Raw genomic sequence first — 20,765 nt, 5'->3', positions numbered from 1 at the left:
TTTAAGAAAATTTAATCGAAACTAAATATTGATCGTCGCTCGAAATATGGCCGCTCCCTGCTGCGTTCAGGCCCGGCTTTCGGTAGAATAAGCGCCCTGATTTTGGCGAGCCGCCAAACACACTCACTCAGTACAACAGAGAGTCTGTCGACCCATGTTTGAAGTAAACCCTGTGTACAACAAACTCAAGGAGCTGTCTGAACGGGCACAGCTTCTTAGGGGGTACCTTTGACTACGATGCCAAGAAAGAGCGTCTGGAAGAGGTAAACGCCGAGCTGGAACAGCCGGATGTATGGAACCAGCCCGAGCGCGCCCAGGCACTGGGTAAGGAAAGATCCACCCTGGAAGGGGTGGTCGGCACCCTGGATGAACTGGATCGGGGCATAGAGGATATCGGTGGCCTGGTCGAGCTGGCGGTGGAAGAAGAAGACGAAGACACCTTCGAGGAGTCCAAGGCCGAGCTGGACGCGCTGGAAAAGAAGCTGGCCGATCTGGAATTCCGCCGCATGTTCTCCGGCGAGCACGACGGATCCGACTGCTACCTGGATCTGCAGGCCGGCTCCGGCGGCACCGAGGCCCAGGACTGGTGCAACATGGTGCTGCGCATGTATCTGCGCTGGGGCGAAGCCCGCGGCTTCAAGACCGAGATCATCGAACTGTCCGAAGGGGAAGTGGCCGGCATCAAGTCCGTCACCGTCAAGTTCAGCGGCGAATACGCCTTTGGCTGGCTGCGCACCGAATCCGGTGTGCACCGGCTGGTGCGTAAATCGCCGTTCGACTCCGGCGGCCGTCGCCACACCTCCTTCTGCTCCGCCTTCGTCTATCCGGAAATCGACGACGACATCGAAATCGAAATCAACCCGGCGGACTTGCGGGTCGACACCTACCGCGCCTCCGGTGCCGGTGGTCAGCACGTCAACAGAACCGACTCGGCGGTGCGCATCACCCACGAACCCACCGGCATAGTGGTGCAGTGCCAGAACGACCGCTCCCAGCACAAAAACCGGGATCAGGCGATGAAGCAGCTGAAAGCCAAGCTGTATGAGTTGGAGCTGCAGAAACAGAACGCCGAGAAACAGGCGATGGAAGACAGCAAGTCCGACATCGGCTGGGGCAGCCAGATCCGTTCCTACGTGCTGGACGATGCCCGCATCAAGGACTTGCGCACCGGGGTCGAAACCCGCAACACCCAGTCGGTGCTGGACGGCGACCTAGACAAGTTTATCGAAGCCAGCCTCAAGTCCGGGCTTTAAGTAACCGTGCATTCGGCATAGCGGCCGGATCCGCTAAGCAGACCCTTCGCGCCAGGGATGGCGCGGCGGAGCCCCCAGGGGGCGAGCTTGCTCGCCGTGACGAGCGGTTTTGGCCTGACCGAACATCCAGTGAATGTTCGCAGCAGGTCGAAACCGCGAGTGTCATACCTTATACGGCGTGTCTGCGTGCGGTTCCGGCCGGTGTGGCGTGATTGGGAACGGTTATTTAACTAACAAGATTCAAACAAGGCTTAATCATGACAGAGCAGCTACAAGACGAGAACAAACTCATTGCCGAGCGCCGCGCCAAGCTCGAGCAGATCCGCAAGGACTGCCCGGCCAACGCGCATCCCAACGACTTCCACCGCGAGCACCTGGCCGCCGATCTGCAGGCCGAATTCGGCGAGCACGACAAGGACGCCCTCGAAGCCCTGGGCAAGGTGGTATCCGTGGCCGGCCGCATCATGGCCAAGCGCGGCCCCTTCCTGGCGCTGCAGGACATGTCCGGCCGCATCCAGGCCTACGCCACCAAGGAAGCCCAGCAGATCATCAAGGATCAGTACGGCGGCCTGGACATCGGTGACATCATCGGGGTCAAGGGTGTGCTGCACAAGTCCGGCAAGGGCGATCTCTACGTCAACCTGGACGAGTTCAAGCTGCTCACCAAGGCGCTGCGGCCCTTGCCCGAGAAGTTCCACGGCCTCTCTGATCAGGAAACCCGCTACCGCCAGCGCTACCTGGATCTGATCACCAACGAAGACTCCCGCCGCACCTTCCAGGTGCGCTCCCAGGTGATGGCGGCCATCCGCCAGTTCATGAACGGCCACGGCTTTATGGAAGTGGAAACCCCCATGATGCAGGTGATCCCCGGCGGCGCCTCGGCCCGCCCCTTCATCACCCACCACAATGCCCTGGATCTGGACATGTACCTGCGCATCGCCCCCGAGCTGTACCTCAAGCGGCTGGTGGTGGGCGGTTTCGAGAAGGTGTTCGAGATCAACCGCAACTTCCGCAACGAAGGCCTGTCGCCGCGCCACAACCCAGAGTTCACCATGATGGAGTTCTACTGGGCCTACGCCGACTACCGCGATCTGATGGACTTCACCGAAGAGATGCTACGCACCGTGGCGACCCAGGTGCTGGGCACCGCCGAGGTGAAATACGGTGAGGAAGTGTTCGACTTCGGCAAGCCCTTCGTGCGCCTGGGCATGAAGGACGCCATCCTCAAGTACAACCCCGAGGTGACCCTGGAGCAGCTGGCCACCTATGACGGCGCCTGTGAAGTGGCCAAGGATCTCAAGATCAAGGTCGAGAAGTCCTGGGGCCTGGGCCGGGTGATCACCGAGATCTTCGAGGAGACGGCCGAGCACCGCCTGATCCAGCCGACCTTCATCACCGAGTACCCGGCGGAAGTGTCCCCGCTGGCGCGCCGTAACGACAACGACCCGAGCATCACCGATCGCTTCGAGTTCTTTATCGGCGGCCGCGAAATCGCCAACGGCTTCTCCGAGCTGAACGACGCCGAGGATCAGGCCCAGCGTTTCCGCGATCAGGTGGAGCAGAAGGAAGCGGGCGACGACGAAGCCATGTTCTACGACGAGGACTACGTCACCGCCCTGGAGCACGGCCTGCCGCCCACCGCCGGCCAGGGCATCGGCATCGACCGCCTGGTGATGCTGCTGACCGACTCCCACACCATCCGCGACGTTATCCTGTTCCCGACCCTGCGCCCGCAGCGCTAAATTCAGGTTGTCTCCAGGATAGTTCAAAGCCGGTCATCGACCGGCTTTTTTGTTTTTAGAGCCGGTTTGAGGACTGTTGTCCTCCCCAACGTTTCATTGTCGCCTGTTGACTCGGGCGTTAGACAGCGCTGGAGCTTGGAAGAGGCAACAGGGATTGCCCCCACCGACCGTCACATGCCAGGGACGGCATGTGCCGAGCGTCACAGGGATGTGCTCGCAGCGTGTCGGTGGAGGCGGCCCTGTTGACTCTTTGCTGAGTGGTGACAGAGCAAGCTTTGCAAATGATCCTAAACAGTCATAACTGGTCTTCAAACCATGGGCGGGCTGGCGGCGGGGGGCAGGCCGGCGCGGTTTCTCGGCAACTGACCGAGGCAGTGGAACAGCAGGCCGGCGCAGACCACCAGGCTGCCCAGCAGGGTCCGCTCGCCCGGCGCCTCGCCCAGCACCAGCCAGACCCAGAGCGGCCCCAGCACCGCCTCCAGCAGCAGGAACAGGCTGACCTCGGTGGCCTGGATATAGCGCGGCGCCAGCTGCAGCAGGGTGAAGCCGATGGGCATCAGCAGGGCGGCGGTCAGCGCCATCACCCCCAGTTCGGTGGCGCCCGGCAGGGCCGGAACCGGCGTGTGCAGCAGCGCCAGCGCCGAGGCGAAAAGGCCGCCCAGGATCAGCATGGGGCTGAGATCCCGGGGCGCGGCCCGGCGCGCGATATTGAAGTTGAGCGCCATGAACAGGGCGGCGCCCAGGGCGTAGAGATTGCCCGCCAGGCTGTTGTGGCCGTCCTTGTCCGCCACTATGATGCCGATGCCGGCCAGGGTGATGGCGATGGTGATCAGGGTGCGGCGGCTGGCGCATTCCCGTAGCCATAGCCAGGCCAGTACGGCGGCGAACACCGGTGCCGTGCTGATGATCATCATGGCGGCGGTGGGGCTGGTCAGCTTCATCGACTGGGTAAAGCAGTAGGTGGTGAGGGCGAAGCTGAGCGCGCAGCCCAGGCCGGCCAGGCCGCCTTCCCGCAGCCTGGGCCCCAGCTGGCCGCGGTAGCGGTACAGGGCCACGGCGCCGAAGCCGAAAAACAGCAATATCCCCCGCCAGAACAGCAGGGTGCCGTGATCCAGCGGTACCCAGCGTACCACCAGGATATCCGGCGACAGCAGCACCACCCCGGCGGTGGACAGCAGCATGCCGTTGAGCCTCGGATTCATGGCACCACCTCCGTGGACGGTGTGCGCAACAGCCGGCCGAAGCCGGCGATCTCCGGCAGCTGGCCGGCCAGGTGCAGGGCGTGCCAGAACAGCGCCTGGTTGGATGACACCATGGGCAGGCCGAAACGCCGTTCCATCTCTTCCAGTATCGCCATCGCCCGCAGGTTGGTACAGGAGAAGAATACCCCCTCGGCCCGGCAGCCGGCCAGCAGATCGGCGGTGGCGGCCATGATGGCGTCGGTATGGATGGCGGGGATCTCGGTGTCCAGGGTCAGGCCGAAGGCGCCGAAGGCCACTATCTCGAAGCCGGCGTCCTGCAGGCCCCGGTACAGGGAATGGTTGACCTCGGTGTTATAGGGCGTGAGCACTGCCAGCCGCCGGATGTCGAGGTGGCGCAGGGCGCAGAGGCTGGCCTGCCAGGGGTTGGTGGCGGGCAGGCCGGGACGATCCCGGGTCAGGCGTTCGGCCACGCCGTCGCTGCCGATCAGCATGCTGGCGGAGGTGCAGCCGAAGGCCATCACATCGAGTTCCAGCCCCGGGGCCACCAGGGCGGCGGCGTCCGCGATGCTGTCCGCCGTGGCCCTGAGGGAGTCCGGCGTCATCACGCTGTTGTAGGCCATGCGGGTGCTGTAGATCTCTATCCCTGCTTCCGCCAGGCGGTGCCAGTCGTTCTCCAGGGTGTAGTCGCTGGCCAGTTGTACCAGGCCGATACGGGCCCGGGCCTGGCGCGGCTGGGTGGTAAAGGTATAGGGCCGTTCCAGGGCGGAAAAGGCGTCTTGGGCTTGAGGCATGATGCGTGTCCTTGCGCAATCCGGGCCGAGGGGATCGGCCAGCTGCAGGTGGTTTCGGCCACCTGCCCACTCTGACTCTGTTTCGCTAATGTTACCCTTCAGCCACCCAGGCGGGCGGCGGTGTAGTTGGCGATGGCGGTGTCCTGGACCCCGGTGCCGCTCAGGTCGCAGACGGTGATCTGCTCGGGGGCGGTGCGCAGGCCAAGCCCCTCGGCAATCACCTGGCCCAGCTCAAACACCTGCTTGGTAAAGGGACCGGGGAAGTGGTGCAGCTCGCCGATGGTCTCCGACTGGCTGCGCCTGTCCACCACCAGGGCGTCGGCGTTGGCCAGTATCGCCGGCTCCAGCTCGTTCTTGTGGCCGTTGTCCGAGCCCATGGCGGTCACGTGGGTGCCGGGGCGCAGGTCTGCCCAGTGCAGCACCGGGCTGGAGGCCGGCGTGGTGGTCACGACGATGTCGGCCCGGGCGCAGGCGGAAGCCGCGCTCTGGTGCAGGGTTACCGGCAGGCCGTATTTGTGTGCCATGGTGTCCTGGTAGGCGAGCATCCTTTCGCTGTTGCGGGCGAACACATGCACTTCCCGTATCGGGCGCACCAGGCCCAGGGCCGCGACCTGCAGTTCGGCCTGCAGGCCGGCGCCGATCACCGCCACCGAGCCGCTGTCCGGCCGCGACAGGTGTTTGGCGGCGATGGCGCCGGCCAGGGCGGTGCGGATGTCGGTGAGATAGCCTTCGTCGAACAGCACCGAGTCCACCACCCCGGTTTTGGCCGAAAACAGTATCATCAGGCCGTTGAGGCTGGGCAGGCCAAGTTTGGGGTTGTCGAAAAAGCCGGAGCTTATCTTGAGGGCGAACCGCTCCTGGCCGCGGATATGGGCGGTCTTGGCGTCCACCTCGCCGTTGCTCTCGCCGATGTTCATGCTGAGCACCGGCGGCATGGTGACCTCGCCCCGGCCCAGGGCGGCGAAACCGGCTTCCACCGCCGCCAGGGCGTCGTCGGTCAGGCCGGTGACCTCGGTGATCTGCGCTTTATGATAAATCTTCATGTTTTGCTCCAAAGCGGAATGTCCTGATGGGGGGCGGTCAGCGCGATACCGCCGCCAGCGCCCGGGCGCGGTCGAAGGTGTCCAGCGCCACGTTGTGGCCGCTGACCACGAACACCACCTGCTTGCCGCGCACGTCCAGGCTGTGCTGCTCGATGGCGGCCACGCCCACCACGGCGGCGCCTTCCACCAGCATCTTCTCATGCTCGACGAAGTGCACCATGGCGCGGGCGATGGCGGCTTCGCTGACCAGGTAGGCCCTGTCCATGTGCCGGCGCACCGCCTCGAAGCTGTAGCGGTTGTGCAGGCCGATACCGCCGCCGAGGCTGTCGGCGAAGGATTCGTATTCGGTCACCTGCACCGGCTGGCCCGCCTCCAGGCTGGCCACCATGGCCGCGCCCCTGTCCATGGTGACGCCGACCAGCTCCACCGTGGGCTTGATGCCCTTGAGGGCGATGCCGATGCCGCCCACCAGGCCGCCACCGGATAGGCCGGCGAAGACGGTGTCGACGGTCGGCAGATCCTCCAGGATCTCCAGGCCGATGGTGCCCTGGCCGGTGATGATGTCCGGGTGATCGAAGGGCGGCAGGTAGACCATGCCCTGCTCTTCGACCAGGCGCAGGGCCTCCACCTCGGCCTCGTCCTGGGAATTGCCGATGATGCGCACCTCGGCGCCCAGGGCCCGGATGGCCTCGACCTTGTTGGCCGGGACCAGCCGGGACATGCAGATCAGGGTGTGAATGTCGAGCCGCTGGCCGGCATAGGCGATGGCACGGCCGTGGTTGCCGGTGGAGCAGGTGACCACGCCGGCCTGGCGCTGTTCCGGGCCGAGCCGGCTCATGGCGAAGGTGGCGCCGCGTAGCTTGAAGGCGCCGATGGGCTGGAGGGTTTCGAGCTTGAGCCAGGCCTCGCAGCCGAAGCGGCGCGACAGGGCCTCGGAGCGGATCAGGGGCGTGCGCGCCACCTGGCCTTGCAGTGCCTGCCGGGCCCGATAGATCCGCGACAGGTCGGGGAGTACATCCGTTGCTGGCATCCTTTGCCTCTCTGGTGGTGATGACCGCAAAAGCCAGGTTCGGCGGGCGAACCTGGCTGAGTGATATTTGCTGAAAGCTAGAAGCTAGAAGCTGGAAGCTGGAAGCTTCCGGCTTTCGTCTATTTACTTGGCGTTCCACTCACCGCTGCGGACCAGCTTGTCGGTGACCTTGTTCACTGCCCTGGCGGTGCGCTCGACGATGTCGTCCACCTCGCCCTTGGTGACCACCAGCGGCGGGGCGAAGCCCAGGATGTCGCCGTGGGGCATGGCGCGGGCGATCAGGCCCTGCTCCAGACAGGCGGCGGCGATCTGCGGGCCCACCTTGAGGTTGGGATCGAAGTGCTCGCGCCTGGCCTTGTTGCTGGAGAACTCCAGGGCGTGCAGCAGGCCCACGCCGCGGCTTTCGCCCACCAGCGGGTGCTCGGCAAAGGTTTGCTGCATGCGCTGCTGCAGGTAGGCGCCCACCTCACGGGCGTTGGTCACCAGCCCTTCGCGCTCGATGATGTCCAGGTTGCACAGGGCGGAAGCGGCACCCATGGGGTGGCCGGAATAGGTGTAGCCGTGGCCGATGGCGCCCCACTGATCGGTGCCCTGTTCCAGCACCTTCCATACCTTCTCGCCCACGATCACGCCGGACAGCGGCTGATAGGCGGAGGTCAGGCCCTTGGCGACCGTCATCAGGTCCGGCTTCATGTCGTAGTAGAGGGAGCCGAAGTCGGCGCCAAGGCGACCGAAACCGCACACCACTTCGTCGGCGATCAGCAGGATGTCGTACTTGTCGAGCACCTTGCGGATCTCGGCCCAGTAGCCCTCGGGCGGCGGCACTATGCCACCGGTGCCCAGTACCGGCTCGCCGATCATGGCGGCGACGGTGTCCGGCCCTTCCGCCAGGATCATTTCTTCCAGCTTGGCGGCGCAGTACCTGGAGAACTCCAGCTCGCTCATGTTGTCGTCGGGGCGGCGGTAGTAGACCGGCGCTATGGTGTGCTTGATGCGCTCCAGCGGCAGGTCGAAGTGGGCATGGAACAGCGGCAGGCCGGTCATGGAGCCGGAAGCGATGCTGGAGCCATGGTAGCCGCGATCCCGGGAGATCACCTTTTTCTTCTGGGGCAGGCCACGGGCGTTGTTGTAGTACCACACCAGCTTGAGCTGGGTTTCGTTGGCGTCGCTGCCGGACATGCCGTAGTACACCTTGCTCATGCCGGCGGGGGCCATCTTGATGATACGGTCGGACAGCTCGATCAGCGCCTCGTTGGTGTGGCCCACATAGGTATGGTAGTAGGCCAGCTTCTTGGCCTGCTCGTAGATGGCCTCGGCCATTTCGGTGCGGCCGTAGCCGATGTTCACGCAGTACAGGCCGGCGAAGGCGTCAATCAGCTCCACGCCTTCGGAATCCTGGATGCGGATGCCCTGGGCGCCGGTGATGATGCGTCCGCCCACTTCACCATGAGCGTACTGCTTCAGGTGGGTGGAGGCGTGGAACACGGTGTTGCGGTCGATTTCGAGCAGCTTTTTGGTATCTATGGTCATGGTGGTCGCTCCCTTGATAGCGTTCAATCCGGTATGGGTGTTCAGTCCTGGTCTCAGCTGCCGCTAACGGTCGGCATGGCACCCAGGCAGTAGTACTTGATCTGGCTGTATTCATCGAAGCCGTGACGGCTGCCTTCGCGGCCCAGGCCCGACTGCTTGACCCCGCCGAAGGGGATGGGGTGGCCGGTCATCTTCACCGAGTTGACCGACACCATGCCGAACTCCAGGCCGCGCATCAGCTGCCAGATATGGCGGATGTCGTGGCCGTACACATAGGCGGCCAGGCCGTATTCGGTGTCGTTGGCCAGGGGGATCAGCTCGTCGATGCTGTCGTAGGGCAGCACCCCGGCCACCGGGCAGAAGTTCTCCTCGCGGAATACCTTCATCTCCGGGGTCACGTCGGCCAGCAGGGTCGGCATGAAGAAGTTGGTGCCCGGTGCTTGGCTCTGGTCGCCGGCCATCAGCCGGGCGCCCTTGGCGAGGGCGTCATCGACGATGGCCTGGGCCTTGTCCACCGCCTGGCGGAAGATCAGCGGGCCCATGGTCACGCCCTCGTCGAAGCCGTTGCCTACCTGGATCTTGGCCATCTCGGCGGCGAAGGCGGCGAGGAAGTCTTCATACTTGGCGCGCGGCACGAAAATGCGGTTGGCGGCCAGGCAGTCCTGCCCGGCGGTCTGGAACTTGGCGTCCACCGCCGCCTTGGCGGCCGCGCTGATGTCCATGTCCGGCAGCACGATGAAGGGGGCGTTGCCGCCGAGCTCCATGGAGCACTTCTTGACGGTGGCCGCGGCCTGCTCCAGCAGCAGCTTGCCGACCCGGGTGGAGCCGGTGAAGGACAGCGCCTTGACCTTGTCGGAGCGGCACAGCACGTCGCACACCTCGGCGCCGTCACCGGTGATCACGTTGTAGACCCCGGCCGGGAAGCCGGCGCGCTCGGCCAGCTCGGCCAGCGCCAGGGCGGAGAAGGGGGTTTCGTTGGCCGGCTTGACCAGCACGGTGCAGCCGATGGCCAGGGCCGCCGCCGCCTTGCGGGTGATCATGGCGCTGGGGAAGTTCCAGGGCGTGATCAACGCCGCCACGCCGATGGGCTCGCGCAGGGTGGCCAACTGGGCGTTGGGAATATGGCTGGGAATGGTCTCGCCGTAGGCGCGGCGGGCCTCTTCCGCGAACCAGCGGATAAAGGAGGCGCCGTAGTCGATTTCGCCGCGGGCATCACTCAGGCTCTTGCCCTGCTCCAGCACCATCAGCACCGCCAGGTCCTCTTTGTTGTCGAGGATGAGATCGTGCCAGCGCATCAGGATGGCGGCGCGCTCGTCGGCCAGCTGTGCCCGCCAGGCCGGGAAGGCGCGTTCGGCGGCGTCGATGGCCTGGCTGACCTGCAGCGGCTGCAGCTGGGTGCAGTGACCGATGATGTCGTCGGTGGCCGGGTTGAGCACGGCCAGATCGGCGTTGCCGTTGACCCATTTGCCGTTGACATAGGCCAGTTCGCGGACCAGCCGGGGATCCTTGAGATAGGGCATAATGGCTTCGGTGACCTTGCTGTCGGATACATGCTTGAGGGTAAGGCTCATAAACACCACCAATTCGTTGTTTGGGTACAGGTTGTTGCTATGAGGTCATTCTAGGAGCGATGGCGGGGAGATACTTTTTGTTGCCCCGGCGTTGGCGGGGCGATTTTTCTGATAACCGAGGTTAAAAAATTGTTTTTTTCTGGAGGAGAGAGAAAGGTGGGGTATGACGGACTACTGCCCAAGCCCGGGCTGACGTAAACAGGCAACACCCATGTTAAAACAGGCGGACAAAGGGAACGGCTCCGCCGACCATGAAATGCCATGGATGGCATTTCGAGCCCACCTGGGGCGAGCTTGTCTCGCCGTGACGAGTTGCTTCAGCCTGACCGAACATCCAGTGAATGTTCGCAGCAGGCTGAAGCGGCGAGTGTCATCTACCGCGGCGTGTCGGCGGAGCTGGCCCTTTGACCGGCTTCCTGGGTTATAACAGACAAGGTCGTCCACAAACTGGAGACTGTTGGTCCCCGTCCTACTCCTTGTATTCCGCCGCGAATTCCAGCCTGGGCTGCTGCTGCTTGATGGTCTTGGTGACGATATAGGTGAAGTAGCGTTCTATGCCGAGCCCGGAGGTGAGCCAGCTGTCGATCAGCCGCTGGTATTGGTCGATGCCGTCGCACATCACCTTGAGGATATAGTCGACGCCGCCGCCGGTGGCGTAGCAGTCCACCACCTGGTCGCACTGCTGCATGGCCTGCTCGAAGCGGTTAAAGGCTTCGGCACTGTGCTGCTTGAGGCTGACTTCCACCAGCACCGGCGAGCGCCTGAACAGCACTTCGGTATTGATGCGGGCGCCGTAGCCCTGGATGATGCCGGCGTCCTCCAGCCGTTTGACCCGCTCCCAGCAGGGGCTGACCGAGAGGTTGATGGCCTCGGCCAGGCCGGATTTGGTGATGCGGCCCTGCTGGTGCAGGATTTGCAGAATTTTGATGTCGTAGCGATCCAGACGCATGGGGCTTCCTGCTTGTTGTTGTGCAATCTTGATGGCTTGAGTATACAAAAGGCCGCCGGTGGCAACCAGCAGCCCTTTGTGCTCAAGTACTTATCTTAAGTTCTGTTCAGGCGTCGAGCTCGACCGCCAGCACCGCGAAGGTGTCGCCGATGTCGATCAGCGCCGGGTGGCGGCGGCCGGCGAGAATGCCGTCGCGTTTGGCCCGGTATTCCGCCGGCGGCTGGCCGGTGCGCTCCAGGCTGTGGATGCGCGCCACCAGATCGCCCGTTCTGACCCGGTCGCCCAGGGAAACGCACAGCTCCAGCAGGCCCTGGTGCTCGCTCATCATGTAGCAGGAGCCGTCGGGCATGTCGAGCAGGCGCGGCGGGGTGTCGGGCAGGCGGTAGTCGCCCCGGGTGATACCGGCGAAGATCAGGAAGTTGTGCACCCCCCGGTCCGCCAGGGCGATGGTCTCGGGGCTGCTGGTGCCGCCGCCGCACAGCTCGGTGGTGACGAACACCTTGCCCTGGGATTCCACCGCCGTGTCGTAGAGGGAGGCGGTGTCCAGCTCGAACATCACCACCACGTTGGGTGCGCCGAACAGTTTGGCGCCCTCGATGCAGGCGGCCTCCTGGGCCGGATCCGGCAGCCGGTGGGCGGCGGAGAAGGGGATGAAGTCCAGGGTCTTGCCGCCGGAATGGATGTCCAGGGCGTAGTCGCACATCGGTACCAGGTAGCGGTTGAAGTAGTCGGCGATGCGCTCCGTCATGCTGCCCGCCGGGTTGCCCGGAAAGCTGCGGTTCATGTTGCCCTTGTCGATGGGCGAGGTGCGGCTGCCGTTGCGCACCGCCGGGTAGTTCATGGCCGGCACTATGATCACCCGGCCCCGTACCTGCTCGGGCTCCAGGCTGTTGGCCAGCTTGAACAGGGCGGTGATGCCCTCGTATTCGTCGCCGTGGTTGCCGCCGGTGAGCAGGGCGGTGGGGCCCTCGCCGTTTTTCACCACGGTGACCGGGATCATGATGCAGCCCCAGGCGGACTGATCGCTGGAGTAGGGCAGCTTGAGAAAACCGTGCTGCTTGCCGTCCCGCTCGAAGTCGACGGTGGGGGTAATGGTGGTTGCCTGCATTGTCTGGTTACCTCTTTACAAACAGCTTGCGGGGATAGTTGCACAGGGTTTCCACCCCGCTCTCGGTGATCACTATGCTCTCGGTGGTCTCTATGCCCCAGTCGTCCAGCCAGAGTCCCGGCATGAAGTGGAAGGTCATGCCCGGCTCCAGTATGGTCTGGTCGGTGTTGCGCAGGCTCATGGTGCGCTCGCCCCAGTCCGGCGGGTAGCTCAGGCCGATGGGGTAACCGCAGCGGGCGCCTTCCCGGTTGAAGCCGTAGTCCGACAACACGGCGTTGAGGGCATCGGCGATGTCGGCGCAGCGATTGCCGGGCCTGGCGGCGGCCAGCCCGGCTTCGAGGGCGGCGTTGAGCGCCTCTTCCCCGCGCAGGAAGTCATCGCTGGGCTGACCCAGGTAGATGGTGCGCGACAGCGGGCAGTGGTAGCGGCGGTGGCAGCCGGCGATTTCGAAGAAAGTGCCTTCGTTGTGGTTGAAAGGGCGTTCGTCCCAGGTCAGGTGCGGGGCCGAGGCGTCCTTGCCCGAGGGCAGCATGGGCACTATGGCCGGGTAGTCGCCGAAATGACCTTCGTGGCCTTCCATCGCCACCCGGTAGATCTCGGCCACCAGCCGGTTCTTGGGCAGGCCGGGCTCGATCATCTCGAAGGCGGCCTGGTGCATGTTCTCCACGATGCGGGCGGCGATGCGCATGTAGCGCAGTTCGGCCTCGGATTTCACTGCCCGGCACCAGTTGACCAGGGCGGTGGCGTCCACCAGCTGGGCTTCGGGCAGGTTTTCCTTCAGCGCCAGGTAGGCGGTGGGGCTGAAGTAGTAGTTGTCCATCTCGATGCCGATATTGCCCCGGGCCCAGTCGCGTGGCTTGAGGATCTGGTTGGCCAGGTACTCCATGGCGTGCAGGGGCGGGTTCATCACGTAGTAGTCAGGATACCAGGTGATGTTCTCCTCCTGCAGGTAGACGGTGCGTTTGGCACCGTTGGAGTCCATCTGCCGGCCGTACCAGATCGGCTCGCCGGCCGGTCCCACCACTGCCACCTGGGGGGTGTAGAAGGACCAGCCGTCGTAGCCGGTGAGCCAGGCGATGTTGGACGGATCGTGCACTATCAGGGTCTGGATTTCGTGCCTGTCCATGGCGGCGCGCACCTTGGCCAGCCGGGTCTGGTACTCCTCGAGGGAGAAGTTGGGTACATGGTTATGCATGAGAGCTATCTCTATGTCTGGCAATCGGGACCACCAATCCCTGCCGGCCCAGGGGGCAGACAGCGGCTTGATGGCGGTTTTTTTTGGGTTGGGGATTGCGGTTGTGCCGGCGATGCCGGCACAACCGCTGATCAGCGATCCTGCGGGCGCAGGCCTTGCGTTCGCTCACGCAGAAGAGAAGGGAATACCGTCGCCAAGGCTGGCAGAAGCAGGATGGGGTTCAGGCTGTGGTTATCCATGAGTGTTACCTCGTCGGGCCGGGGCCCATAGCGCCTAACTGATACAATTCGTCCCTGCAATCATGACAATCGGGCAAAAGACTGGATTGGTACCGCTTATTGTCCTAGTATGTTGCTTCGGGCGCTAGTACACATCAGTGCATTTATTCGTGTCAATGAATTTATTGAACTATGACAATTGATATCCAACCGTTATTGAAAACAGGAATGCCCAAGTACCTGGCCATCGCCAAGGCGCTGGAAGAGGCTATCGCCCGTGGAGAACTGCTGCCCGGCACCCGCCTGCCCACCCACAGGGTGCTGGCGGAGCAACTGCAGGTGAGCGTGCAGACGGTGAGCAACGCCTATGCCCATGCGGAGAAGCAGGGTTTTATCACCGCCTGCGTGGGCAGCGGTACCTTCGTCAGCGACTACGGTGCCGACAAGGAAACCGAGCTGATGCTGGTCGAGGACAAGGACACCGAGGGCCGGGCCATCGATCTGTCCATCGCCCATCCAGTCTGCACCAGCGAGTTGTCCCGGCTGTTCGGCGACACTCTGGTACGTATCGGCCAGGGCAATACCGACGCCCTGATCGGGGCCATGCGTCCGGTGCAGGGCCAGCGCGCCCACCTGGAGGCGGTCGCCCACTGGCTGGACAGCCAGAAACTGCCGGCGGAGCCGGAGCGGGTGCTGCTGTGCAACGGTGCCTCCCAGGGCCTGATGCTGGCCATGGGGGTGCTGCTGCAACCGGGGGATCTGGTGGCCTGCGAGGAGCTGGTGGATCACGGCCTGATCGCACGTTCACGGATGCTGGGCGTGCGCCTGTGCGGCCTGCCCACCGACCGGGAGGGCATCATTCCCGCCGCTCTGGAAGAAGCCTGCCGCAAGAAAAAAATCAAGGTGTTGTGCTGTACCCCCAGCATGAGCAACCCGGCCAGTTGCCACATGGGGCCGGAGCGACGCCAGGCCATCGCCGAGATAGCGCGACGCCATCACCTGATGGTGATCGAGGACGACGTCTACGGTGCCCTGGAGCCGGACCGGCTGCCGCCCCTGTCGAGCCTGTTGCCGGATCAGGCGTTTTACGTCACCGGCCTGACCAAGACGGTGGCGCCCGGCCTGCGTTGTGGCTTTATGGTGGCCCCGCGCCACCTGATGCAGCACAGCGTGGCTCGGCTGGCGGCCTCCAGCTGGATGGCCACCCCCCTGGTATTCGAGGTGGCCAGCCGCTGGATCCAGGATGGCAGCCTGGCGCGGCAGATCGTCTTCCAGCAGCAGGAGTTCGCGGTCCGCCAACGGCTGGCGCGGGAGATACTGTCGGGCTTCGAGTACGACTGCCACGAGCACGGCATGCACCTGTGGCTGCGCCTGCCGGAAGGCTGGGGCGCCGACGAGCTGGTGAGCTCCGCCAGACAGGCCAACATCCTGATCACCGGTTACCAGCCTTTCGTGGTCGATCCGGAACGCCGGCTCGACCGGGTCAGGCTCAGCCTGGGCAGCGAAAGCGGCCGCCAGCGGGTGCGCCATGGCCTGCAGTTGCTGGCGGACATGCTCAACGCGCCGCCGCCGCCCACACATTTTCTGTTGTGAGGGGCGATTACAGAAGAAGTCGCAAGCTGGCCGGGCCCGACACGAAAAAAAACGGCGGCAGGCTGCGGTTAGTATGAATGTTATCAAATTGTCACCAAGACAAATCAGGACAAATTGAACGGAGATCGTTCGAGGAAGCAGTCTGTCAACGAACCGATTTTTACATTTGTACAATGCGGAACCAACCATCAGAAGGACTACTGACATGAGCAAGAAATCACCGGGTTTGACCACCAAGCTGTCCGTCGCCGCCCTGGCCCTGGCCTCGCTGCAGGTGAGTGCCGCCACCTGGAAATACGCGATCGAGGAAAGCCTGACCGAAGTACAGGGCGTGTACGCCACCAAGTTCAAGGAAGTGATCGAGGCCAACTCGGATCACAAGGTGCAGATCTACCCCTTCGGCACCCTGGGCGAGTCGGTGGATGTGATGGAGCAGGCCCAGGCCGGCATACTGCAGTTCGTGGACCAGTCCCCCGGTTTTACCGGCAGCCTGATCCCCGAGGCCCAGGTCTTTCTGATGCCTTATGTCCTTCCCGAGAAACAAACTGAAATCAACTACTTCTTCAAGAACTCCAAGGTCATCAACGAGCACTTTCCCAAGCTTTACGCCGACAAGGGGCTGGAGCTGCTGAGCATGTTCCCGGAAGGGCGGGTGCACATCACCACCCAGGCGCCCTTCGAGAGCCCGGCCGAGCTGAACGGGGTCAAGATCCGGGTGATGACCTCGCCGCTGCTGGTGGAAACCTACAGGTCCTTCGGCGCCGTGCCCACCCCGCTGCCCTGGGGCGAAGTGTTCGGCGCCCTGCAGACCAAGATGATCCAGGGCCAGGAAAACCCCATGTTCTTCATCGAGTCCACCAAGATGTACGAGGTGACCGAGGTGATCACCGACATCGGCCACAACATCTTCACCACCGCGGTGATGGCCAACAAGGACTTCTATGACGGCCTGTCCGATGACGATCAGGCGCTGGTCCAAAAAGCCATTGCCGAGGCCACCGACTTCATCCTCGACTACCAGCAGGGGCTGGAGGACGAGTCCATCGCCAAGATCAAGGCGGCCAAGCCGCGCATCCAGTTCGTGTCGCTCGCCGAAGACAAGCGCGCCGCCTTCCGTGAGGCGTCCGCCCCGGTCAAGGCCAGGTTTGTGGAAATGACCGGTCAATCCGGCAAGGCGATCCTCGAGCAGATGGAAGCGGATCTGCAAGACGCCAAGGGCAAGTAAAAACCAGGGGTGGCACGGGGCAACCCGTGTCACCCCCTGCGCCAAGTCTCAAGGAGCTGCTGATGACTACCTCGTCTCCCGGCCTGATCAAATCGGGTTACCATCACTTTATCGGCATATTGAATAAGGTGGAGGGCGCTATTCTTATTGCCAGCGTCCTGTTGATGGCGACCAACAATATTGCGAACGTTATCGGTCGCGTCATTTTCAACCAGAGCCTGTTCTTCGCCGAGGAAGTGAACAGCATTCTGATTATCCTGGTGACCTTCGCGGGTACCAGCTTTGCGGCCCGGCATGGCAGCCATATCCGGATGACGGCCATCTTCGATGCCCTGCCCAAGAAGCTTCAGAAAGGCCTGATTGTCATCATTACCTTCGTGACCTCGGCCTGCATTTTCACCATCTGCTACTTCTCGGTGAAATACATCCTGTGGGTGGCCCCGCGCGGCCAGGTACTGCCCGCCCTGCAAATTCCGGTTTACACCATTTATCTGTGGGTGCCGATCAGCCTGTTTATTACCGGCTTCGAGTATTTTGTTGCCGGGATCAAGAACCTGTTCAACAGAGAGATTTTCCTGGCCAGTGAAGTGACCAGTGAAGAGTATGAAAACGTGGCGGAAATTTAGGGGCTGGACCAATGGATATGACCTCTTTGATGCTGATGGCCATGGTGGTGCTGCTGTTGATCGGCTTCCCCATGATGGTGCCCATGATGGTGGCCACCCTGATCGGCTTTTACGTACAGTTCAACGGCTTCGGCAATTCCCAGTTCATGATCCAGCAGATGTTCGCCGGTATTCGGCCGGCATCGCTGATCGCCGTGCCCATGTTCATCCTGGCCGCCGACATCATGACCAAGGGACGCTCGGCCACCAAGCTTATCGACATGGTGATGGCCTATATCGGCCACTACAAGGGCGGCCTGGCGGTGAGTACCGCCACCGCCTGCACCATGTTCGGCGCCGTGTCCGGCTCCACCCAGGCCACAGTGGTGGCGGTGGGCTCGCCGCTGCACCCCAAGCTGGTCCAGAACGGCTACAAGGACTCCTTCTCCCTGTCGCTGATCATCAGTTCCAGCGGCATTGCCCTGCTGATCCCGCCGAGCATCGGCATGATCATCTATGGCGGCATCGCCCAGACCTCGATCTCCGAGCTGTTTATCGCCGGCATCGTCCCCGGCCTGCTGATCCTGGTGCTGTTCTCCATCTATTCGGTGTTCTTTGCCATCAAGGAAGAAGTGCCGACCGTGCCCAAGGCCAGCCTGTCCGAACGGCTCAAGGCGACCCGGGATGCCATCTGGCCCCTGGGCTTCCCCGTCATAGTGGTGTTCGGCATCTACGGCGGCATCTTCAGCCCGACCGAAGCCGCCTCGGTGTGCGTGCTCTATGCGCTGCTGCTGGAGGTGGTGATCTTCCGCGAGCTGAAGATCAGGGATGTGCTGGATATCGCCAAATCCACCGGGCTTATCACCGCCGTGGTGTTCATCCTGGTGGCGGCGGGCAGCGCCTTCTCCTGGGTGATCTCCTTCGCCCAGATCCCCCAGGCGATCATGGCCGGGCTGGGACTGAACGAGACCAACGAACTCGGCCTGCTGCTGGCGATTTCCATCGCCTTCTTCGTCGGCTGCATGTTCGTGGACTCCATCGTGGTCATCCTGATCATGGTGCCCATCTTCCTGCCCGAGATTAACCGCCTGGAACTGGACAAGGTGCTGGTGGGGGTCATCATCACCCTGCAGGTGGCCATCGGCGCGGTCACCCCGCCCTTCGGCTGCAACATCTTCACCGCGGTGGCGGTGTTCCGCCGGCGCTACGTGGATGTGGTACGCGGATCCCTGCCCTTCGTGCTGATCCTGGTGCTGGTGGCGGGCCTGCTGATCCTGTTTCCGCAGATCGCCCTGTTCCTGCGCGATCTGGCCTTCGCCAAGTAAGCCTTTTCCGAATCCTGTTTAATCCAACCACCGGCAACCGCGGTTGCCGGTATACCCGGTTGCACCCGCAACCTCGTGCCTGGAGTGTCCGTCTGTGAAATACCAACAGCCATTCAGCCTCGAAGAATATCAGGTCCGTCTGCACAAGACCCAGCAGAGCATGCTGGAGCAGGGCATCGACGTGCTGATCGTCAGCGAGCCTGCCAACCTCTACTACCTGACCGGCTACGACGCCTGGTCGTTCTACACCCCCCAGTACGCCCTGGTCAGCCAGGACTGGGACAGGCCCCTGTGCGTGGTGCGCGGCCAGGACGTGAACGGCGCCCGCCTGACCAGCTACCTGACCGACGACTTCATCCTCGGCTATTCGGATCACTACATCCAGAACCCGGCCGCCCATTGCATGGAGTTCGTCGCCCAGTTGCTTACCGAACGCGGCAAGGGCAGCGCCCGGGTGGGCTATGAGGGCGACAGCTTCTTCTTCAGCGGCCGCAGCCTCAACCAACTGCAGTACCACCTGCCCAACGCCACCCTGGTGGATGCCGACGCCCTGGTCAACTGGGTGCGCAGCGTCAAGTCCGAGGCGGAGATCGGCTACATGCGCCAGGCCGCCCGCCTGACCGAACTGACCATGACCAAGGCCATCGACAAGATCAAGCCCGGGGTCCGGCTGGCGGACGTGGCCGCCGAGGTCTATGCCACCTCGGTGGCGGGGCTGGAAGAATACGCCGGCGAATACGCCGCCATCGCCCCGCTGATCCCGGCCGGGGTGGGCACCTCCTGCCCCCATGTGATGTGGCGGGACGAGGTCTACCAGCAGGGCGACTGCTCTACCCTGGAGATCTCCGGGGTCAAGGCCCGCTACCACGCGCCCCAGAGCCGTACCGTCTTCCTCGGCAAGCCCAACCCCAAGGCCTACGACACCGTGCAGATCGTGCTCGAGGGCATAGAGGCGGTGCTCGAAACTGCCAAGGAGGGGGTCTATGCCCACGAGGTGCACGCCGCCTGGGATGCGGTGATCTCCAAACACGGCATCGTCAAGGACTCCCGCTGCGGCTACAGCATAGGTATCGGCTACCCGCCCGACTGGGGCGAGCGCACCATCAGCTTCCGGCCCATCGACAACACCCTGCTGACCGAGAACGTCACCATGCATTTCATGCCCGGGGTCTGGTTCGATGACTGGGGCGTGGCCATCACCGAGTCGATCCGCATCACCAAGACCGGGGTGGAATGCCTGTGCAACACCCCGCGGGCGCTCTTTATTATCGACTGACCGCACGGCGCCGGCCTCGGCCGGCGCTCACTGGAGGATTCATGACCCAAGCTCCCATGTTTGCCAGCGACAACGCCTCCGGGGTGCACCCCGCCATCATGGCGGCGCTGGCCGACGCCAACCGGGGCCATGCCCTGGGCTACGGCGCCGACGAACTGACCGCCCGCGCCAACCGGGCCTTCAAGCAGTTGTTCGGCGATCAGGCCGAAAGCTTCCTGGTGTACAACGGCACCGGCGCCAACGTCATCGCCCTCAAGGGGCTGGTGCGCTCTTTCGAAGCCGTGTTCTGCTCCGCCGAGTCCCACCTGTGGATCGACGAGGCCGGCGCCCCCGAACAGTTCCTCGGCGCCAAGCTGATCACCCTGCCGGCGCACAACGGCAAAATCCGCATCGACGACATGCGCCCGCGCCTGGGTGACATCGGCTTCCAGCACCGCAGCCAGCCCAGGGTGATTTCCCTCGCCCAGTGCACCGAGCGCGGCTCCGTCTACCGCCCGGACGAGCTCGGGGCCTTCTGCGACTTCGCCCGGGCCCACGGCTTCTACGTGCATATCGACGGTGCCCGCATCCACAATGCGGTGGCGGCGTTGGGGGGCGACTGCAAACGGCTCTTTACCGAGCTGGGGGTGGACGTGGTGTCCTTCGGCGGCACCAAGAACGGCCTGATGATGGGCGAGGCGGTGGTGGTGCTCAACCCGGCCCTGCAGGCCCAGTACCCGGTGATCCGCAAGCACGGCATGCACCTGGCCTCCAAGATGCGTTTCCTCGCCGCCCAGTTCCTGGCCTATTTCGAGGACGATCTCTGGCTGCACAACGCCGCCCAGGCCAACGCCATGGCGGCCTACCTGGCCGAGCGGCTCAAGGCCGTGCCCCAGGCCCGGCTGGTGGCGCCGGTAGAGACCAACATGCTGTTCGTGGAACTGCCCAACGACTGGCTGGCGCCGCTGCAGCAGCAAGCCTACTTCCACGTCTGGCGGGCCGACAGCAGTCCCGGCCGGTCCGAGGCACGGCTGGTGATGTCGTTCGATATCGAGCGCGCCCATGTCGACGCCTTTGTGGCGCGGATGGGACAACTGGCCGCACAGGAACAGTAAACCGCAGGCATCGGC

Annotated in this window: 17 protein-coding genes; 8 read left to right on the top strand and 9 right to left on the bottom strand. The window is 63.6% G+C overall.

Translation table 11 applies throughout. The features are described from left to right. The first annotated feature begins 154 nt into the window (after window positions 1–154). Together prfB and lysS are read left to right on the top strand one after the other, a co-directional pair. Window positions 155–1,253, top strand: a protein-coding gene (prfB, locus tag JKV55_RS06175) for a peptide chain release factor 2 (protein WP_202083273.1) whose coding sequence is annotated in 2 segments (ribosomal slippage) — window positions 155–229 and window positions 231–1,253 — 1,098 coding nt in all. Because the reading frame shifts where the segments join, the coding sequence is not laid out codon by codon here. Window positions 1,254–1,510: 257 nt separating this feature from the next. Next, window positions 1,511–2,995, top strand: coding sequence for a lysine--tRNA ligase (gene lysS, locus JKV55_RS06170; RefSeq protein WP_202083270.1), 1,485 nt, complete (start codon window positions 1,511–1,513; stop codon window positions 2,993–2,995). 308 nt (window positions 2,996–3,303) lie between these two features. On the opposite strand, the gene JKV55_RS06165 is transcribed toward lysS, so the two are convergent. The 9 genes from JKV55_RS06165 to doeA all read right to left on the bottom strand — a co-directional run bounded on the left by JKV55_RS06165 (window position 3,304) and on the right by doeA (window position 13,414). After that, window positions 3,304–4,197: a DMT family transporter gene (locus JKV55_RS06165; protein WP_202083268.1), complete on the bottom strand. Its 894-nt coding sequence runs from the start codon at window positions 4,195–4,197 to the stop codon at window positions 3,304–3,306. Beyond that, window positions 4,194–4,988, bottom strand: a complete 795-nt coding sequence (locus JKV55_RS06160) for a maleate cis-trans isomerase family protein (protein WP_202083266.1) — start codon at window positions 4,986–4,988, stop codon at window positions 4,194–4,196. Before JKV55_RS06160 ends, JKV55_RS06165 begins: the two co-directional genes overlap by 4 nt. 98 nt (window positions 4,989–5,086) lie before the next feature. Continuing rightward, window positions 5,087–6,031: a cyclodeaminase gene (locus tag JKV55_RS06155; protein WP_202083264.1), complete on the bottom strand. Its 945-nt coding sequence runs from the start codon at window positions 6,029–6,031 to the stop codon at window positions 5,087–5,089. A gap of 37 nt (window positions 6,032–6,068) precedes the next feature. Next, window positions 6,069–7,061, bottom strand: a complete 993-nt coding sequence (eutB, locus tag JKV55_RS06150) for a hydroxyectoine utilization dehydratase EutB (RefSeq protein ID WP_202083262.1) — start codon at window positions 7,059–7,061, stop codon at window positions 6,069–6,071. 123 nt (window positions 7,062–7,184) lie between these two features. Then, window positions 7,185–8,591 carry an aspartate aminotransferase family protein gene (locus JKV55_RS06145; protein WP_202083260.1) on the bottom strand — a complete coding sequence of 469 codons (1,407 nt, stop codon included), beginning with the start codon at window positions 8,589–8,591 and terminating at the stop codon, window positions 7,185–7,187. A gap of 53 nt (window positions 8,592–8,644) precedes the next feature. After that, the gene (locus JKV55_RS06140; RefSeq protein ID WP_237332703.1) at window positions 8,645–10,162 is read right to left on the bottom strand and encodes an NAD-dependent succinate-semialdehyde dehydrogenase; all 1,518 of its coding nucleotides are present in this window, start codon (window positions 10,160–10,162) and stop codon (window positions 8,645–8,647) included. 469 nt (window positions 10,163–10,631) lie between these two features. Continuing rightward, complete coding sequence (locus tag JKV55_RS06135) at window positions 10,632–11,111, bottom strand: Lrp/AsnC family transcriptional regulator (protein ID WP_202083258.1); 480 nt, start codon at window positions 11,109–11,111, stop codon at window positions 10,632–10,634. A 106-nt stretch (window positions 11,112–11,217) separates the two neighbouring features. Further along, window positions 11,218–12,219, bottom strand: a complete 1,002-nt coding sequence (gene doeB / locus JKV55_RS06130) for a N(2)-acetyl-L-2,4-diaminobutanoate deacetylase DoeB (protein ID WP_202083256.1) — start codon at window positions 12,217–12,219, stop codon at window positions 11,218–11,220. Window positions 12,220–12,226: 7 nt separating this feature from the next. After that, complete coding sequence (gene doeA / locus JKV55_RS06125) at window positions 12,227–13,414, bottom strand: ectoine hydrolase DoeA (RefSeq protein WP_202083254.1); 1,188 nt, start codon at window positions 13,412–13,414, stop codon at window positions 12,227–12,229. A gap of 446 nt (window positions 13,415–13,860) precedes the next feature. Between doeA and ehuR the strand changes: the two genes are divergently transcribed. The 6 genes from ehuR (at window position 13,861) to JKV55_RS06095 (ending at window position 20,750) form a co-directional block, all read left to right on the top strand. Further along, a complete protein-coding gene (gene ehuR / locus JKV55_RS06120) occupies window positions 13,861–15,225 on the top strand; it encodes a MocR-like ectoine utilization transcription factor EhuR (protein WP_202083252.1) in 1,365 nt (454 codons plus the stop codon). A gap of 205 nt (window positions 15,226–15,430) precedes the next feature. After that, a complete protein-coding gene (locus JKV55_RS06115; RefSeq protein WP_237332702.1) occupies window positions 15,431–16,450 on the top strand; it encodes a TRAP transporter substrate-binding protein in 1,020 nt (339 codons plus the stop codon). A gap of 62 nt (window positions 16,451–16,512) precedes the next feature. Next, window positions 16,513–17,076 (top strand): TRAP transporter small permease, encoded by a 564-nt coding sequence (locus JKV55_RS06110; RefSeq protein ID WP_094038528.1) that lies wholly within the window; start codon window positions 16,513–16,515, stop codon window positions 17,074–17,076. Between the two features lie 17 nt (window positions 17,077–17,093). Continuing rightward, window positions 17,094–18,380: a TRAP transporter large permease gene (locus JKV55_RS06105; protein WP_237332701.1), complete on the top strand. Its 1,287-nt coding sequence runs from the start codon at window positions 17,094–17,096 to the stop codon at window positions 18,378–18,380. A gap of 94 nt (window positions 18,381–18,474) precedes the next feature. Next, window positions 18,475–19,656: a M24 family metallopeptidase gene (locus tag JKV55_RS06100; protein WP_202083250.1), complete on the top strand. Its 1,182-nt coding sequence runs from the start codon at window positions 18,475–18,477 to the stop codon at window positions 19,654–19,656. A gap of 41 nt (window positions 19,657–19,697) precedes the next feature. Further along, window positions 19,698–20,750, top strand: a complete 1,053-nt coding sequence (locus JKV55_RS06095) for a threonine aldolase family protein (protein WP_237332700.1) — start codon at window positions 19,698–19,700, stop codon at window positions 20,748–20,750. Window positions 20,751–20,765: the final 15 nt, after the last annotated feature.

The sequence above is a fragment of the Zobellella iuensis genome (assembly GCF_016746085.1).
GTDB classification, from domain to species: domain Bacteria; phylum Pseudomonadota; class Gammaproteobacteria; order Enterobacterales; family Aeromonadaceae; genus Oceanimonas; species Oceanimonas iuensis.
Note: the sequence above shows the minus strand (reverse complement) of the source record. Positions and strands in the feature narration are given on the sequence as shown.